The organism is Labrenzia sp. PO1, from assembly GCF_012273635.1.
GTDB classification, from domain to species: domain Bacteria; phylum Pseudomonadota; class Alphaproteobacteria; order Rhizobiales; family Stappiaceae; genus Roseibium; species Roseibium algicola.
Window position 1 is genome coordinate 14,396 of record NZ_JAAXCR010000003.1, and the last position, 18,573, is coordinate 32,968.

Genomic DNA, 18,573 nt, shown 5'->3' on the forward strand with positions numbered 1-18,573 from the left:
GGATGTCTGTGGCGCGTATGTCGGGAGCGGCAGTTTGAATTGCTGCGAACACGTCTTTGTTCAATCCGGGGGCGGAAGCCGGATGGTTCACGATCATGGAAACTGCTTCTACCCTCTTTGCTGTCACACCACGTAGTCGTGACGCGTCACTCAGTGAACAATGTCCACCGGACGATCTCAATTATCAAAATTCACTAAATGATAGGTTGAAACATTCAGCCTAGGGTCAATTGAATTTCAGTGCGCAACAGCTGGGGAACTCTAGCATCCGGCGCCCCAAACTTCGGTCTCGGTTAGTGGTTGAGGCTTCCAATCAAATGGGCCCGATACCTCGGTGTTTTTCAGGTCACGCTGCTGCCCAAACCCGATTGAGAATTCTCGCCGCAATTTCCGCTTTGTCCTGTGGCAGAAAGCGTCCGTAGTGTTTCGCCACCATGTCGGGCGTGTCCTGGACCGCGTAACTGGCCTGCTCGTAAGATCCGGTCTGTTTGAGGATGTGTGTCGCAAGTACGTCACGTACGTTATGCGGTCCGTGCGGTAGGAGTCCTTCGATCGCGCCGCGCCCGGTCCAGGGATTATATATGCCGTATCGCTGGATGACAGTTCGCCACGCCTCGAAGAATGTGTTCTGGGAATATGCGGCGTTCGTGCTGGTGACTTTTGCTGTCTTGACGAAAAACGTGCCGGGATCCGCCGCCGGTCCAATGAGACGAGAGCGGTGCCTGTCGATCCAGGCGTCGATCAACTCGTAGAGCTGGCCGAGATCAGGCAGTATCAAACGGAATGGTTTCGATCCGAAAAACGAGGAGTTCGCGTTCTTAAAGGCCACAGAGGGGATCAGTATTTCCCATCCTTGATCTCTGGTGCTCCAGCGCAGCTCTCCTCGTTTCATATCCTCCAGCTTGCGCTCTGACGTTGGCAGGTCACCAGGTTTGCAAAGCAAGAGTTCTCTCAGATTCTTCTGACGAAGCCCTGTATGTAAACCAATCCGGAGGAGCAGGAACGAGCGGACTGCCTCCGCCGTCGCGCGAGCGTGACGTCTTTCGTCTGGCATTCGACGCAGGATTTCTTCGGTGATCTTCCGATACTCCCCGACCGGACTGGGAGCCTCGAGAACCGGCATGATAGGCTCAAATGGATCTCGGTGAATTTTCGCGACACGTTCGATTTCCTTGATGCGGCGTCGAGCGTGCTTGAACATGCGCTCACAGGCGGACGCCCAATCGTTCTGCGCATCGGAGATGTCCTGTTCCGTGATCAGCCCTTCGATTTTCTGAAGGCTGGATGCAATGCGTGGTGTTTGACGCAACCAACCGGTTTCCTCTCGGCACAGAGCGGCGGCCACGGACAACATGTCGATTTCCCATCTGGTATAGAAACCCCGCCGCTTTTCGCGCCAGTGCAGGTAGCAATCCCAGACTTGTGGGAAGACCATCATCGCGAAAGTCAGCACTTCCGGATCTACGCCATGCCCTTGAACCTCACCTTCACAAGAAGCCGTGAATGCGCCGAACCACAGTCCGAAATGTTCGACTTTCTGCGAGGCTGTCTCTGGGCCCCAGACCCCATTTCTCTGTTGGCCGAATGCCGCGAACGTTGAAGTCTTGAAACGCAGAAGTTCCGCCAGTTCGTCGTTCAACCGTTTTGGTGCATCCACGATGTCAGAGGGATCGCATGAGCTGCTTCTCGAATATTTCCGCTGCGGCCCTGCGGCCCAGTGGAAACGCACCGCGTAGCGCTGCCGCATCGCTGCCGCCTGATAACGTCGATATTCCGTCGAGCCGCTGATGATCACGTTTCTCACCCACGAAAGGATCTCAGCTTGTTCGGCTTTTGGTCTTCGTCTGAAGTCGTCCGGCAGGTGCCAGACAAATCGGCGCCGTTCGGCCGGAGCCATTTCATCCAGTTCGCAACTTCCGAAGCCTGCTATGTCGGCTTTCGAAACTTCGGAGAAATATCCTTCCGGTAGACGGTAGCGGCGCTCGATGCGGCGCAGAATTTCCAGACTGATCGAGGAACTTGGTGCGGTTGTCCTTCGTCCCCAACCGACAAAGGTGCTGCGTTTGACGCTGTCTTCGGTGCGAACCACTGCATTGAAGAGGTGGTAAATGGACTCTCCATGCCGCTTGGAATGCAGACGAAGCGCAGCTCCAAAGTTCGAAGGCTCATCCCAGGTTGCCTCCAGCGGATCTGGAAATTCAACAACCGGCTGCGGTGGCTTGCCCCGACGCCCGCGACCACCTGAGTGGTACTCTGGCGCCGTACGAGGGGTAACACTCGTGGACTGATAGGTTTGTTCATATGCTTCCGGGCGCAGCGATCTTTCGGTGATGGCTCGTGCAATCGCGTCGAATATCGGCTGAAGGTTCGACCTCTCAGCCATCAGACGGCGAGAGTCCAAACCCAAACCTTCGGCGAGTGCCCGGACGTCCAGACGGCTCCCCCTGTATGTTGGATATTCGTTCCTCTCCAAAAGGTCGACTAGGTGTCCGCGGAGGACCTCCACATCCTGCGGCGCGAACACGGGCGCTAGGCGCTTTTCGCAAAAGGTCGTGATCATGCTTGGGGTGAGGACGGATCGTTTTGATTTCATTGACTAACTTCCAAAGGCCGGGGAGGCGACGGCATATAGGGAGTCGGAACTGGAAGAAAGAGAATGTTTGGCAAAGTCCGTGAAAAACGCTCTTTGATTGTGCCTCGGAACTAGGGGCAATATCGCGGTAACAACAATGATGCTCAGGCAGTTAAGCACGGTTGTCGAGTACGGCTTGCAAGGTCGGTGGAGATTGCTACGGATGCTGATGCTGCTTTTGGGGGAGGGGAAAACGTTCTGGATTAGTCTTGGCAAATAATGACTGCATCTAATTCATAGATAATTCAGTACATCCCGATGGCAGCGGAAAAAGTTTGGGAAGTTCGGCTTGGACTGACTTGCTTCACTTCGGGTTCGACGCCTTTTCAAGTGGGTGGTTGTTCGAACCGGCACTGATGGGTTGCTTTCTTCTCCCACATGCTATCACTTTCGATCGGAAACGGGTGGAAAAGGTCCAGGTTTAATGAAGCTAAAAGCCCTGGAGAGGGGAGCAGTTCTTGTCGATCATTGCTGACGGTGACGCGCTTCGACAAGCCGACCGCGATCTCAAACTGTCGGTCTTTGCTAGCGAAATCACGGACATCGCGACGTCGCAACTCGAATATGCGCTCGAAGGCCGTCGGCGCAAAATTAAGGTCTATGAAAGCCTCAAGAATCTCAATGAAGTCATCGGGACGCAATATGGCGACCGTGTCCTCTTCGAACTTGTGCAAAACGGGCATGACGCGCACCCGCCATCTACGCACGATGGCACCGGAGAAATAGCTGTTCGGCTCCTAATTTCTTCTGACGATCAAGGCGAGTTACTCGTTGCCAACCGCGGGCAAGCCTTCACCCGGTCGAACCTTGACGCGGTCATCAATATCGGAACCAGCGACAAGCGGATCGGGGAAGGGATTGGCAATAAGGGGCTTGGTTTCCGAAGTGTTGAAGCGCTGACTGACGAGGTTCGGATATTCTCGTGTTCTCCTGCGGGAGCGCGCGGTCGCTTTGACGGCTATTGTTTTCGATTTGCAACCCAGGAAGAGATCGAGGCGGATTTATTGGCCCTCGGGGCAACCCTCGAGGACGCGCGCGACGTCGCCGCCACCGTCCCGCGTTACCTAGTTCCCAAGCCCGTATCAGAGCGCAACCATACCGTCGACGCGCTCGCAGCCGCCGGCTTCGCCACCGTCGTCTCGCTGCCGCTGCGGTCTGCGGATGCCGTCGCACTTGCCGAACGACAGGTCAACGAGTTGCTTGATCCTGACGTACCCGTGCTCCTGTTCCTTGAGCGGCTCGCGGCGCTGGATGTCGAAATCGCACGCGATGGCACTGCCGTTGTGCACCGCCGATCGACCCGCTCGGTAGAACAGCTTGCCGATAAGGCATCCGGTGCCTGTTCGTTGGCGAAGGTTATGGTCGATGGCAGCACCTACCTTCTCGCTCGATCGGTGTTGCCAAAGCCCCCCCTTCTTGATGCGGTCCGCGCAAGTGTGCAGGCTGCGCCGACGCTGAAACGGTGGCTCGAATGGCACGGCGAGGCGGTCGTATCTGTTGCCGTGCCGCTCGTCGGACACGGGGGGGCGGGGCGTCTCTACAATTTTCTGCCAATGACGGAAAACTCAACCTCGCCGATAGCTGGCCATATCGATGCGCCGTTTTTCGCCGACATCGATCGCCGCTCTATGAAGCCCGATTTGCCGCTCAATAGGCATCTGCTTGAGGCAGCAGCCTCGGCCTGCGCGATGGCTGCGACCGAAATCGTCGACTTGGCCCATCAATTGCCATCAACAACTGTCGTTGATCTCGCCGCATGGTCGCAGCCGCATACGCAGAAATTGCTTGCCGCCTTCCGAAATATCGAACGCCCGCTCGACAAAGCAGCGATTTGGCCGATCGTTTCGGGTGGTGCGTCGAACTGGGCGAGCTTCGAAACACTCTACGTTTGGCCCGAGGTCAAGACGAGGCAAATGACGATGCGGCGGCTCGCTGAAGTCGCTGACGCGGAAATCCTTGCAGATGCGCTCTGCGCCGACCGCGTGTCACGTATCAAGGCACTCGCGGCGTTGGTTAATTTGCCATTGGAGCCATCCAGCGACGTATTGTGCGGTTGGACTGAAGCGGTGGCCCACTGGCTCGCGCGCGAGCGCCGTGTCTTTCCGACCCGGTGGAAGACATTTCTCGAAGATGTCCACAAGGTGTTTGACGCGGCCGCACTCAAACTGTCGTCGCTCGAGGGCCGGAAGATACTGGTCGGTGCTGATGGCAAGCTTTATGCGGCGACGGCACTAGGCCGCGACGGTGCTCCCCCGGTATTCGTTCGGACTAAAGCCGGCCGCGGGCGGCGCGGTGAAGGCGCGCCCAACCCGCCGGCGTCGCTCAAGCGCAAGTTCCGTTTCTTGAATGATGCGATCACGCTCAATGAGACGACCCAACGCGCATTCGAGCAAGCCAAACTCCTCAGGAGTTACGATCCGCTCGACGTGCTGCTCGCGCTAAAGGGCGCGCTCGAGCCTAAAGCAAGCGATCTCCAACGTCGTGAAGCTTTGCTCTGGTCGTTCAAGGTGTGGCGCAGCAGGGGAGGGAAACCGATCGAGCAAGCCCTGCGCGCGGCCGATTTGTCGGTACCGACACTCGGCGGATGGAGTCCGGCACGGACAGCTCTATTCTCAAGCACATGGACATCACTTGGCCGAACAGTTGAGCAGTACCTCGTTGAGGCATCCGCTGTGTCGCCTGATTGCGCTAAGGCGCGCGACCGTTTGCTTGTCAGCTTCGGCGAATGGCCGCGGGCCGCCGCGGACGATCGGCGCGAAGACTGGGCTCGCTTTCTAGGCTTGCTGAAAACGAGTGACGGCCTTCCGCCGCTCGCTGCCGAAGTGCGGCGCAGTGGCACGCCGAGCGGTTATTGGAATGGTATCCTCTCCACCGTCTCGGCGAAGCAGGGCTTCGACAGGGCATGGGTCGCCAAGGTCGACTCAACGTCCTTCCAGAATCCACTTACGTATTACGACCTGTCCGGCGAAATCTGGAGGCTGCCGGGTCAGACTGAATACAACGAGATGTCCGCCGACGCCCGTGCCGCGCTGTCCGACCTCATCGTCACATTACTGCGAGACCATGGCGACAAGTATTTCAAATTCTCGATCGATCACTATCGCCAATACAACCGCGTCGAGCTGCCAACGCCGCTGGCGGTGTTTCTCGCCACCGCCCCCTGGGTTGCTAGCACGAAACAGGATGAGGTCGTCTTCGCGGTGCCCGCTGCGAGTTGGTCAACGACCGCTGCCCGCCAACCGCCGCCGCGTTTCGTTCCGCGCTTCCAATGCGAAGTTGGCGCTCGCGCGATGTTACCCCCGATTCTGTTCGACCCACGCATCGGACTTCGCGACTGGTCGAACCGCGACAATGCTCCTGCACGCCTCGTATCCCTCGCAGAAAGTCTCGAAGACCTCTCGGCCGCCGAGCGCCGCGACCTTCGCGATCAACTGCGACGTGCCTGGAGTGATGTCGCCGAAACGAAACGTGCATTGCCTGCGTCGCTTTCATTAGTGGTCGAGCGCGCGGGAAGCCTCGAACTCTATCGTCCGGATGCAACAAATCCGCCGCTCGTCCATGTCGCCAGCGAACGACAGGGGTTCGCGACGCGGGCATTGGCCGATCGCGGTGAGGCGATACTCGACATCGGCGAAAATGACAGCGCAGTGATCGCCGAGCTTATCGAGGCTATGGGTGGCTTTCAGGTCCAGGTGACAGACTCGCGCAATGTAAGGCTCATTGTCGACGGCAAGGACTTCGAAGCCCACGCGGGTTCTCTTTCGCTCGTCGCCGATCCGCTCGCCTGGCTTGTCGATGCGGCTGTCCTTGCGCACGAATATCTGGGCGACCCCCTCGAATTGCGAACCATACCGCCCGACGAGTTGGAGCGACGTCTGCGCCGGATCCGGCTCCAACGCTGCGCCAACTTCTCGCTGATGATTGATGATGAGCTGGTGCACGCTCGCAAAGACGAACGTGCCCAACCCGTGGCTCATCCGAAGTCGCCGACCCTGGTGCTGGTCTCGGACGCGGCCATAGGGCTCGACCTGCTTTGCGAGGCGGCTCCAGCCATTACCAAATTGATGGGGGTGCGGCGAAACACGCTAGAAATCATGCTCGAACGTCTGAAACGGGCGGGGTTCGCCGGCGTAGGAAAACCGACCGAGGCGCAATATGCGAGCGCTATTAAGCGCGATGAAAGCATCATACGCGACCATTTCGCGGCGACTCGCGGCGGTGTCGAAAGGCGGATGCGTGCCTTGCTTCCTGTTGTCGCGCATCTCGGGGGGCTTGAATGCGCTGGGGACCTCGAAGACCTGCACGATCGGATTGGGCCGTCGCTGAACCTTCGCGCATGGATTACAAAGAGGTTCAACGAGACGACCGCCGAGCGAGCGCTCTCCGCAGTCGAAGAAACGGATAATCAGGGGCTCATCCGCCAAGAGATGGGGTTTGATTTCGTTTCCTACGGTGAAACACTCGCGTCGCTGGGTTACCCGCCGCTCAACGACGAGAACGACTTCCGGCGCACATTCGAGGTATATCTCGACGAACTCAAGCCGGGGTTGCTTGATCGGATACGGCGTTGTTTTGCTAAGGTGTGGGCCGCAGGAGAAGACCTTGCTCCCTATGTCGCCGCGCGGGGCCTCGACTTCGTAACATTCGATCCAGCGTGGCCTCGTATACTCGAAACGCTCAGCCGTGAAGTCGTAGCCGCGCGCGCGACGGAGGCCGCCGCAGAGCTACTGGGTTCGCATGTGCCCGATGTCGATCTACCCCCGCTCGACAATGTCACCATCGACAACCGTAAGCTCGTGCTCGCCCATCATTCAGACCTCGCTGGATTGGTCCGCGCCTGGTGCCGCAAAAACGATACGACAGTGCCGGCATTGGTCGAGGCGGCCGACCCGCAGACGCTGGTCCGCACGCTTGACGAGGCTGGCTTGCTCGACTTCGAGAAGCTCGACCTGGCACAGCTTCCGAAGTTCTACGCTCGCGTGGGGGCCTGGTCCGCCGATATGCCGCTCACAGCCGATCTAGCGCGCCTTGGGCTCGTTCCCGACGATCTACAACGCGATGTGATTGAGGCGCGTGAGGTGAGACGGAAAGCCGAAGTCGCGCGGCGCACAATCAGGTTCGCTGGCGACGATCTGGACGCGGGGGCTGGAGACTTCGTCCGTAGCTTTGAGACGCTTGCTGCCGCCGCTATTGAAAATAGCGATGAATGGTACACGCGGAGCCGCGCCCCACGATTGCTCTCGCAGGATCAGCAAGTACTGGGAACTTCCAGGGGCAGCGGGGGAGGCGGCGGTCAGTCATGGCGGTCTCAACCGCCAGAATCGGTGAAGACCGCGATGGGTGTTGCCAGCGAGTGGCTCGCCCGCGAGTATTTGCGTAGGCGTCATGCCAAGGAAATGTCCGATGCCTGCTGGGTCTCGTCCAACCGCGCTGCTTTCTGTACAGGTTCAGCCGGCGATGACGGCCTCGGTTATGATTTCCGGGTCATTACGGAGCGAAACGAATGGCTCTACGAGGTGAAATCCGCAATGGACGCGGGCGGAGAATTTGAACTCACCGCGCGGGAACTCGAAGTCGCGGGTAGTGCAAGCCTCGAGCGCAAGCGGCGCTACCGTATCCTCTACGTCCCGTTTGTGTTCGATCCTGCGCGATGGCGCGTTCTTCCACTGTCCAACCCGGTAGCATCGAATACTCGCCATCGTTTCCGCGTGCTGCGAAGCGGCTCGGTACGCTATCGCTTCGAGCGGCCATGAAAGGCTCCGCTGTGTTGTGCGGCTTCGAAGGGTTGCCTTGGTTAGCACTGCCACGACGAACGTGGTGGCCTCATAATTCTAGGCAACAATAGCAGTCTGAAGTTCAAACGTTCGTAAAATCCTGGACGAAAACGAAAACACGATCACCAGTTATTATTTCCACTGGAAAGCGTGCGCTCATTCATCATACGCCAAGCTGAAAAGCAACTCAGGCTTGCGAGCTCTTTGTATCTCGTTCAACGTGTGATGGATGGGCTTGGGGAGGTTTCAGCGGAATTATGGGACTAAACATAACTAAAATAGAAATTCGTAACTTTCGATCGGTGCGAAATTTGTCATTAAGTCCGGGTAAGTTGGCGGTCCTCGTAGGTAAAAACGACTCTGGTAAGTCGAATATTCTCAGAGCCCTAAACCTGTTTTTTAATGGCCGCACCATGCCCGCCAATGACCTCGATTTCGAGATCGACCACAACGTATTCAACAACCCCAACCGACGAGCCAAAGAAATCTCCATCAAGCTCGAAATCACGATGCCTGAGTCTTATCGGGCCACAAACGGCGATTACGTAGTTTGGGAGCGTCGATGGCGGTCAGAGGGTTTGGTCCATGACGAATACTCTGGGCGGCGGCGGCAAGCCGGGCCGCGTGGCGCAGCAAATGTGGAAACGGTCGTTATTCCTCCGCAGTCCAATGCGCATGCACTGCTGCGTAACATCAATTTCGTCTATGTGCCCGCGATAAAAGACCTGGAATACTTCTCCGAACTTCGCGCGAGCATCTACGACATCATCGCTGAAGTTGCTGATCGGGAATTCCGGAATTCAAGCCAAGATTTTGAACAATCTATATCCCACCAACTTGAAGACCTGACGAACCAGATCACGGCGTCCCTCGGTTTCCGGTCCCGCCTAGCACTGCCCAAGGACCTTAGCCATATTTTCGAAAGCCTCGATTTCTTAAGCGAAGGTCAGGATATTTCGCTTGATGCTCGAGGAGACGGGATAAAGGCCAGACATATTCCCCTGATCCTTAAATTTATGGCAGACAAGAAGCGGGGCCTTCAGGTGCGCGGGGCCCAGCCACACACGTTCATCTGGGGCTACGAAGAGCCGGAGAACAATCTCGAACTGTCCAGTTGCGTTGAACTCGCTGACCAATTCTGGGGCTTCATAGGGCATGGTGTCTCCCAAGTATTCCTAACCACCCATTCCCCTGTCTTTTACAACCTGCATCGCAAGCAGGCAGAAGGTGAGTGTAAGATTTCCTGCCACCACATCTTCCGGGAGACGGATGAAGCAGGGACCAACCAGTTATCCGAGTTGGCCGATCTTGATGATCGGATGGGAACCACTGCCCTGTTCGCCCCCATGGTGACGGAGTTGGAGGACAGAGTACGACGCCAGGAACAAGCCCGTGCGGAGGTGGATCAACTCGCCCAGGCGAACCGCCGGAAAATTTTTGTAGAGGGCGATTCCGACAAACTCATCATCGAGAAATCTCTGTTGGTTTTTGCAGCTGAAAGGGCTGCTGAAATCGATGTCGAAACGAAAGTGGGGGCTGGGATCAACTACGTGGTCGATATGCTTCAGTCTTGGCGTAGCCGAGCAAAACACCATCCTGAGCTTCCCAGGGCAGCTGGTATTTTGGATCTCGACCCGGAAGCGAAGACCGCCCTAAAGAAATGGAATGAAGTAGGGGATAACATAAGATCGGCAAAGTGCTTTAAGCTCCCCACGCCGCCGCATTTGTTTCCGGTGTTTGACGCTGGGTTCCATGTGCCAGTTGTCCTTGAGTGCCTCTATGACAAAGCTGCTTGGGAATGGGCCGACGGGCGTGGGCATCTCAAAAGCCGAGATGTGCCAAGTGTGATTTCAAGTGAACTCAATAATCAGATCGTGAATGCTGAGACTACCTTGGATGAGCATCTGCACGACGACTGGGCGATCTTCGTCAAGAAGGAGTTTGAGCAGGCAGGCAAGGGGCCCATCGCTAGACACTATGCAAACAAGAACGAAGACGACTTCCGCGATCGAATGCCGTTCATGGAGCCCCTAGTTAGTCAGATCGTTGCCTACTTATTTCCGGAGTAGCAGGAGGTTCAAAACCTTTTTTAGGCGACCCTCAAAGTTCGCCGCCCTTCTGCTGCAACCATTTCCGTCGTGCCTCGAAATCTGGGATGGCGAGACCAACGAGCTTCCAGAATGTTGCAGAGTGGTCTGGAACCTTAATGTGTGCGAGTTCATGAACGACGATGTAATCTATCATTTGTGGCGGTAACTGCATGATACGCCAGTGGAAGTTCAGAGTTCCATCCGTACTGCAAGAGCCCCATCTGAAGCCGAGATCCATCACCTGTACAAATCGTCCAGGCTCTACGCCGACAATCCTCTTCCACTTTTGAACGGCGTCATTCAGGTAGGGATGGGCAGCTCTTGTGTAATACTCGGCAATCCTCTTCGCTCCTGCCACAGATTGCTCTCGCCGCAGCAGGAGCCGGTCCCCCTCGAACCGAACGCTCGGTATATCGGTGGCGTGCTTGGGAATATCAACGAGTTTGAGGCGATAGTGCTTGCCAAGAAAATGGAAGCCTTCACCGTCTACGAACTCTGCGGGACGAAAAACTTCGTCTCGTGCATTCCCACCTTGCTCGGCTAGTTTTTGATGTACCCACAGCAACTTCGTGGCTATCAGCTTTTCTGCCTCATCGAGCGTGGCCTCGTGAGGGAGGTGAGCGATGAGACGCTTGTCTCGTTCGACCGTAATGCCGACCGTTTTTCGTCTCGTGCTTCGTTTCACCGAAAATACGAGGTCGTCGATGTGGATTGCTTCGCTCATGACGTGAATGCCGCCCGGTTTGCTCTTGCGACCCCCATGCAGTCAGAGGAGATCGCGTCCAGGCCACCGAAGTCGAAGATGCTACTGTTGTCGAGATGTTGGAAAATCCAACGCCTAGCTGCCTCTTGGCTTACTGAATTGTCCCAGAACCCTGAGACAGCGCTTTCCTCTCGCAAGTGCTGAACGATCCTGGCCGTAAGCTCTATCAAATCCGCATCTCGATCATCATTACCATAGCGTATGCGGAGGACTCCGAAGATCGGAGCTTCCGTGTGAGGTTCCAGACCATGGGCTGTGAAGCCGCCACCGGAGCGAGCGACAGCGTCATCGATCAGCGCCTGAAGTTGTCGGGCAATTTCATCCCAGTCCTCATGGTGGCTCGTGAGGATCCCTTCAAGGCGATCGCTGAGCGTCTTGTACTTCGCTGTGTCCTTATCGAAGGATATCGAAATGTGGTGGCGAAGAGCGTTTTCCATTTCCGCCGCCTTCGCCCGCCCGCTCGGCTTCCGTGCCACCTCGGCAGCAAAGTTCGGGTCCAGGATCTCGATGGGAGGTACCTTCGGGTCGATGCCGTGCGCCTCGATGTAGGCATCAAGCATGGCTTGAACCTTGTGGGCAACACCCCGGACGTCGAGAGAACGGTCTCGGTAAAGGTTCGCCGTAGCCTTGGCGATGAACGCATAGATTTTCACGTCACGCGTGAACGGTCGTGCTTCGGGGCGCGGCATGAGAGCATCGAACAAGCCGACCAGTTGCTTGACGAGAACGAGGAACTGAGCCCGGAACTTCTGGTCCTTCAGCTTGGCCACGCATGCATCGACGTAGGCTTGCAGGTCGGACCCCAGGGTTATCCCGACATCGGTGAAGTGCTTGACTACCGCGTCACGGGCTTGTCGCAACTCTGGCAAGAGGTCTTCGGGCTTGCCGATGCCACCTGTCAGATCGCTCTGGTCTTCCGCATCGTAGATCGCCAAGGCGTCCGCCAGGTTCTTACCGACACCATAGTAGTCCACGACGATTCCGAAGCGCTTGGCTTCCCCCGCCGTTCGGTTGGTACGAGCGATGGCTTGCAGCAGTTCGGCGCCCGATATGGCCCGATCGAGATACATCGCCTGTTCGACCTTGGCGTCAAAGCCAGTGAGCAGCTTGCTTTTCACCACCAGGATCGCAAGAGCGTCCTGGGACAGAGGTTTCTTGAATCGTTCGATGCGCTGCTTCGTCTCCGCCACGCCGCCCCAGGCCTTCAGGTGAGGGAGGTCGTTGTGGTCCACGGATATGACCGCTGCGAACTCGAGATCCTTGATCGCGTCCAGATAGGGCAATGCGGTGGAGAGGAATGCCACGTCGCCGCCAGCCTCCTGCGCGTCTTCTGGGGCGATATCCTTCAGTATGTCAGCGGCGCCCTCGATGGCGGCAACGATCTCGTCGCAGGCGTCATTCAGGGCGTCGACGTATTGGACCGCCAACTCTCGGCTCGCCGCAACGAGCTGCGCTTTCAGGTCGTTGGGGAGAATGTTGACGATGTAGTGCCGGAGCACATCAATCGCCTTGGCCTTCAGCGGGTCAGCCGAGTTGAGGACGCGCGCGCGCGTCGCATAGCGGTCCTTGATGGCCTCGCGCTCGTCGGCCGACTTTCCGGCAAAGGTGGCGTCGAACAGCCCGTCCAGCGTGCCCTTGTCCGTGACATCGGCCCTTAGCTCCCGTCCCTCGTACAGGATCTTCACGATGGCGCCGTCGGCCTCTGCGTCCTGGAGGAGATAGCGGTCAATATAGGCGCCGAAGATCTCGCGCGTCTTCTTCTTGTTCTTCTCTTCGATAGGCGTCCCGGTAAATCCGATCCGCGCGGCGTTCGGCAGTGCGTCGAGCAGGTTCTGGTGGAGCCCGCTGGTGTGCGAACGGTGCGCCTCGTCGATGAGGACGAGGACGTCCTCGCTCTCGTTCAGGACGGGGAACGCCTTTCGCTCGCCGATTTTCGCGACCAGTTTGCCGGAGCGCAGCTCGTCGGTCTTGGCAAAAAGGCGGTTCTCGTCCTTGGCGTCGGACTGCTCGTCGTTCTCGGCAGCGAACACGATTTCCTGCTCATCGCCTTCGCCGTTCCGCTCTTGAAGCTTCTGGATCATCACGAACACGAGGTCAGGCTCCTGCCGGCCCAGATGTATCTTCGCGCCATCGGCATTGCGCGCGACCCGCATGACCTGGCCGGCCAGTTTCGCCGTCTTTGACAGCTGATCCTCGAGGTCGGTCCGGTCGGTGACCACGACTACCTTGAACCTCCGAAGTGCGGCGATCGTCCGCAGCTTCCTGACCAGGAACACCATAGTCAGGCTCTTTCCCGAGCCCTGAGTATGCCAGATGATGCCGCCCCGGCGGTCGCTCATACCATCCTGCCGCCGGGTCTTGCCCTCCTGAAGGCGCTGCAACGCGATGTGCACCGAACGGAACTGCTGGTAGCGTGGCACTACCTTGATGCGCACGCCGTCGTCCGTCGTCATGTAGACAGTGAAAGAGCGTAGCGCGTCGAGGAGGTACTTAGGCCGCAACAGGCCCGCCGTCAGAACCTCCTGCTTCAACAGTTCCGAGCCCGGCGCCTTGCCAAGCTCACCGCAAACCTCGTCCATGGCGGCGCGCGTCTGCTCGATGCCGACCGGCTTGACCGAGCGCCACGGGAGGAAGTCGTCGGGCCGGGCGGTAACCGAGCCGACGCGCGCATCGTAGTAGTCGGTGGCGACGAGCAGGTGATTCGTCCAGAACAGCCGCTCCGCGCCCTCGTTCTTTTCGGGCACGCGGCGGTTGGCGTAGCGACGCATCTGGTCGATGGCGGTGGCGATGGGGTCGGTGACGGCGGGGCTCTTGGCCTCGATCACCACCAACGGCAGACCGTTTACGAACAGCACGACGTCCGGCACGATGAACCCGCGGTCGCCAACAGCGCCGGGCGGGTCAACGCGGAACTGGTTGACCGCGATAAATTCGTTCTCGTCGTCCGGCGCGAACCCGATGAAGCGCACGGGACGTTCGTGCTCGCCATCGCGGCCCGAGACGTTGACACCGCGCACGATCTTGTCGTGCAGCTCCTCGTTGATCGCAATGAAGTCCCGCGCGGTCGGCCGTTCGAGCTGCGAGATCGCTTGGCTGATGCGGCGCTCGTCCAGCCACTCGGAGCCATCGACGTTTCGGTTCAGACGGCGCAATGCGGCCTCGAGCCGATCGCGCAGCAGCGTCTGCTGGAAGGTGTCGCGCCCGAGCAGGTGATAGTCCTTCCTGCCGGTGCTCGGGTCCTCGTCGGCGCCCTCGACATGGGTCCAGCCCATGACGCCCAGCTGGCGCAACAGAGGGCGTTCGACGACGTTCAGTTCGTCCAGACGGTCCTGTTGGCTCATTCGGCAGCCTCCCGAATGGCCACGACGGGTTTGCGGCCAGTAAGAAGGTCGTCACGCAAACCCTCGCGAAGCGATGAAAGCTTGGCGCGTTCTTCGCGGTAAGCTTGGATTTCGAGTTCCAGCGCGCTGAGGCGTCGCGATATTTCATCCTGCTCATCCCGCGGAACATCGACGACTTTGAGCGCCTGGATTCGGTGAAGCGCCAGCTTCGGCACCCCTCCACCAGTGCCAATCTCAAGCTCCACCTGCTTCTGGACCGGAAGCGAATTCAGAAAACGGGCATAGAAGTCAGGATTTATCGACTTCTTTGGTTCAAGGCGCGCGGCATTCTCAGTCAGGATGACGCGAAGATCCGTGTCGTTGTTGAATGGATAAAATCGACCGATTGAACCAGCGATAGAGACGGCGAGAGCGCCGTCAGTGATTTCGTATCGCTGAAGGGCCTTGAAGGTCCTGGCCTTCAAGCTCGGCAGTTCGTGTGGTCGACTTGCTTCTCCAAAGAAGTCCGTTACTCGAAGGTAACGAAACCCTGTCTCCTCCATCGCGTAGGTATGACCCAGGGGGAGCCTCTTGCCGCCAAAGACGCCGAAAATCGTATCTAGGCGGTCAACGGTCCAATCGAGAGGGAGCGCACCGAGCGCCGTTTGCGTAAGGGCATCCGGCTGCCGCAGCTCACCATTGCTATCCAAGCCGAGATAAAACAGGTCGGCCGCTATGCCTTTACCGACCGCATTTAGCTTCTCTATTACTGCATCCGTTTCGAGAATTGCATCATCGATGGCATTGAGGACGTCGGCGATAAGCTTCTGTGCGCTCTCGTCTGATGGAGCGAAGACCTCGATCTCTGAAAGCGTTTTCCACGATGTTCGGGGCATCCGGGTGCCCTCGGTCATTCTCTCTGCTTCAAAGAATACGGCTTCCGAGCGCAGGACATGGCCCGCGAACGAAGGATCAACGCCCGGCTTGGGCCGCAGAACAACAATTTCTGTCGAACCCAAGCCGTCCACCGGAGCCAGGACGCTCTTCCGCAGGTTCGGCCTGAGTTTCCCGAACAATATGTCGCCTTTGGAGAAGCGGACACACATCCCGCGAATGGCCTCTGTGTTGCCGGCCCTCTCGATGCGGATGGCTCGCTCTGGAATATGCTCAAGGCCAATGTAAGCCTCCGGCCTCGCTTGGTCCGCAACCTGCTTGTCTATGATGGGTTCGACCAGATCGGATACGATGGTTTTAGGCATACCCGAGCTCCAGCAGATAGCCATCTAGCCGAGTCGTCGCGTCTGCCCTCCGGGTCCCGATCTTCGCGAGGCTGACACGATACTTGTCCCAGAACCGCTCCAGGTCCGCCACCAAAGCGCCGACACGGCGCACGCGGGCGCGCTCGAGCCGGTCGAGTAGCCGCTCGCGGTCTATGTCGAGCACCAGTTCGCGGCAATCATCGTCGTCCAGTTCGGCCCGTGCGGCCGTCAGCCGTTCGACGAACGCCGACTTGAGTCGCCGCAGCGTTGCGCGCGCCTCCTTCAGCTCCTCCTTGATCGCCTCATAGGGTGCGAGCATGGCGTCGATGGTCTCCGCCTCCTCGACCAGCGGGGCGAGGCGGCGTTCGATAGCTGCCAGTTCGGCCTCGAACTCCCGCACATCCGTGCCCTGCGCGCGCAACCAGTCGATGGAGCCCTTGGACGGCTTGCCGGTGCCCGTGGTTTTCACCAGCGTCTTCCGGCGCTTGTCGTCGTCCTTCATTTCGGTGCGCAGTTCCTTGCGCCGCTTTTCCAGCTCCTTGGCGAGGTTGCTGCCTTCCTCGGCCCCGTCCAGCCAATCCTCGGCACCCTCCACCCCGTCGCCGGTCTCCCAGGCTTCCTTCTCGGCCTTGATCTGCTCCACCTCGGCCTGTGCGGCGGACAGCTCGGTGACGTAGTCCGCCATGCGATGGCGCACGAAGGGATGGGCGAGCAGCTCCTCCAGTGTAACCTTCACGGTCTTCTTGGCGTCGCTGTCCTCGTCGTCGTCCGCGTCCTCATCCTCCAGCGCCGAACGCAACGTCTCGACCCACCCGTCGACCAGTTCGGCGAACCCGTTCTCAACGATGACGCGCAGCTCGTAGCGGATTTCGTCCCACCAGCCCGCAATGGAGCCCATCAGCGCATAGCGGTCGAGGCAGCCGACCGGCAGTATGGCGGGCTCGAAGCTGTCGAGCATCTCGCGCCGCAGCGGCATCAGGCGCTTGCTTTCGGGAAGCTCCGCCAACCCGGTCCGCGCCGACGACCACCAGGCATCGAAGGCCGCGACCATCTCACCCTGCCGAGTCGCAACGCCGGGGTCCGACTCGACGAGGGTCCTGATATCGGCACGCTTCTCGACGGTGTCCGCGAACTCGGCGTAGTCTGCATCGCGGTCGACGAACGGCGTGTCGACGTCGAAGCCCTGTGCCTGCGCGTGCGGGCGGTTGGTCTCGATCTCCCGTTTCGGCACGCCGCCATGGAGATGCGCGCGCACATCGTGGGGCTCGGGCGGCGGGCTGCTGTCGGCATAGCGCCGGATGTTCAGGTTGCCGGCTTCGTCCTTGATGATCGTCGTGTTGTCGACGACCGACGCGAAGCCCGGCACGTCAGCGAACGCGTCGTAGGCGTTGACGATCTTCTCGATGTGCTCCGGGTCGATGAAGTTCTGCGCGCGCCCTTCGCGATACTCGCGGTCCGCGTTGATGAAGAGCACCTTGCCCTTGCGCACGTCGGGCTTCCCGCCCGGGTGGCGCATCACGAGGATGCAGGCCGGGATCCCCGTTCCGTAGAAGAGGTTCTGCGGCAGGCCTATCACCGACTCAATGCAGTCCTCCTTGAGCAACGCGATCCGGATCTTCTTCTCTTCGCCGCCTCGAAACAGCACGCCGTGCGGCATCACCACGGCCATCTTGCCGGTCTGCTTCAGGCTGGCCAGCATGTGCTGGGCGAACATCAGGTCGGCCTTCTTGCCCGTCGTGGGGCACCAGCCGAAGCGAAAGCGGTCGCCAAACTGGATGCCGCGCTTCGTGTAGTTCTGGCTGAACGGAGGGTTCGCGATCACTCGGTCGAACCGCATGAGGCGGCCGTCTTCGATATGCTTCGGATCGACAAGCGTGTCGCCGTTCCGGATGTCGGCGTCGGGGATGCCATGTAGCAGAAGGTTCATCCGGCAGATGGCCCAAACCGCGCCGTTGTCTTCCTGGCCATAGAGGCTCAGGCGTCGGCCGTCATGCTGTAGAGCGTATTCGTAGCCTTGGTTCAGCATGCCGCCGCTGCCACAGGTGGGATCGTAGAGCGACGTGCCGCCCTGCGGATCGAGGATGCGCACCATCAACTGCACGACGCCACGCGGCGTATAGAACTCGCCCGCCTTCTTGCCCGCGGAGTCCGCAAATTCGCTGATCAGGTATTCGTAGGCTGCACCGAGAAGGTCGGGGAACTCGAAGTCCTCATCGAGCAGGCGGTACTTGTTGAAGTGGCTGATGAGACGGCGAAGCCTCTCGTCCGGGATCTCCGACTCGCCGACCTTGTGGGCGAAATTGATGTGCCCCAGCACGCCCCGCAATGCATTGTGGTTATCGTTCTCAAGCCCCTCAAGGGCCTTGTTCAATTCGTTGGCGACGTTGGCGTGGACGTCATTCAGGAGGCGATCCCAACGGGCGACCGGAGGCACGAAGAAGGTCTTGGTGTACGAGGACGGATGATCCGCCCGTTGCTGGGCTTCCTGCTCTGATCGGCCAAGACCTCGTTGTTCCTTCAGTATCCTTTCTCGCTGCTGCTCGAACACATCGGAGCAGCGCTTAAGGAACAGGATCCCGAAAATGTACTCCTTGAACTCCGACGCATCCATCTTGCCGCGAAGAATGTCGGCTGCTGCGAACAGGTGGCGTTCGAGTTTTTCAAGGGTAAGTTTTGCCATTAATTTTCTTCTCGATCTTTACGCGGATACGCACCTTAGGCCCTGAGAGGCTTGC

The 18,573-nt window shown here is 58.7% G+C and carries 7 protein-coding genes; 2 read left to right on the forward strand and 5 right to left on the reverse strand.

Annotated features, from left to right (window positions below):
• Positions 1-346: 346 nt before the first annotated feature.
• Positions 347-2,593 (reverse strand): hypothetical protein, encoded by a 2,247-nt coding sequence (locus HCG46_RS15180; RefSeq protein WP_205838564.1) that lies wholly within the window; start codon positions 2,591-2,593, stop codon positions 347-349.
• Positions 2,594-3,090: 497 nt separating this feature from the next.
• Between HCG46_RS15180 and HCG46_RS15185 the strand changes: the two genes are divergently transcribed.
• Entirely contained in the window at positions 3,091-8,385 is a 5,295-nt protein-coding gene (locus tag HCG46_RS15185; RefSeq protein ID WP_168686727.1) for a DUF3883 domain-containing protein, read from the forward strand.
• Positions 8,386-8,663: 278 nt separating this feature from the next.
• On the forward strand, positions 8,664-10,475 hold the full coding sequence (locus HCG46_RS15190; RefSeq protein WP_168686728.1) for an ATP-binding protein: 1,812 nt from the start codon (positions 8,664-8,666) through the stop codon (positions 10,473-10,475).
• A 31-nt stretch (positions 10,476-10,506) separates the two neighbouring features.
• Here the strand turns inward: HCG46_RS15190 and HCG46_RS15195 are convergent, their stop codons facing one another.
• From HCG46_RS15195 to HCG46_RS15210, 4 genes are read right to left on the reverse strand one after another with little or no spacing between them, the layout of a single operon-like run.
• Positions 10,507-11,220 carry a SprT family zinc-dependent metalloprotease gene (locus HCG46_RS15195; RefSeq protein WP_168686729.1) on the reverse strand — a complete coding sequence of 238 codons (714 nt, stop codon included), beginning with the start codon at positions 11,218-11,220 and terminating at the stop codon, positions 10,507-10,509.
• Positions 11,217-14,600, reverse strand: a complete 3,384-nt coding sequence (locus HCG46_RS15200) for a type I restriction endonuclease (RefSeq protein WP_168686730.1) — start codon at positions 14,598-14,600, stop codon at positions 11,217-11,219. The genes HCG46_RS15195 and HCG46_RS15200 overlap by 4 nt, the downstream gene beginning before the upstream one ends.
• On the reverse strand, positions 14,597-15,838 hold the full coding sequence (locus tag HCG46_RS15205; protein ID WP_168686731.1) for a restriction endonuclease subunit S: 1,242 nt from the start codon (positions 15,836-15,838) through the stop codon (positions 14,597-14,599). The genes HCG46_RS15200 and HCG46_RS15205 overlap by 4 nt, the downstream gene beginning before the upstream one ends.
• Positions 15,831-18,518 carry an N-6 DNA methylase gene (locus HCG46_RS15210; RefSeq protein ID WP_168686732.1) on the reverse strand — a complete coding sequence of 896 codons (2,688 nt, stop codon included), beginning with the start codon at positions 18,516-18,518 and terminating at the stop codon, positions 15,831-15,833. Before HCG46_RS15210 ends, HCG46_RS15205 begins: the two co-directional genes overlap by 8 nt.
• Positions 18,519-18,573: the final 55 nt, after the last annotated feature.

What these genes read in the sequence shown, in the direction of transcription:
- HCG46_RS15180 (WP_205838564.1), bottom strand. Translation starts at nt 2,593, where the DNA reads ATGAAATCAAAACGATCCGTCCTCACCCCAAGCATGATCACGACCTTT.
- HCG46_RS15190 (WP_168686728.1), top strand. Translation starts at nt 8,664, where the DNA reads ATGGGACTAAACATAACTAAAATAGAAATTCGTAACTTTCGATCGGTG.
- HCG46_RS15195 (WP_168686729.1), bottom strand. Translation starts at nt 11,220, where the DNA reads ATGAGCGAAGCAATCCACATCGACGACCTCGTATTTTCGGTGAAACGA.
- HCG46_RS15200 (WP_168686730.1), bottom strand. Translation starts at nt 14,600, where the DNA reads ATGAGCCAACAGGACCGTCTGGACGAACTGAACGTCGTCGAACGCCCT.
- HCG46_RS15205 (WP_168686731.1), bottom strand. Translation starts at nt 15,838, where the DNA reads ATGCCTAAAACCATCGTATCCGATCTGGTCGAACCCATCATAGACAAG.
- HCG46_RS15210 (WP_168686732.1), bottom strand. Translation starts at nt 18,518, where the DNA reads ATGGCAAAACTTACCCTTGAAAAACTCGAACGCCACCTGTTCGCAGCA.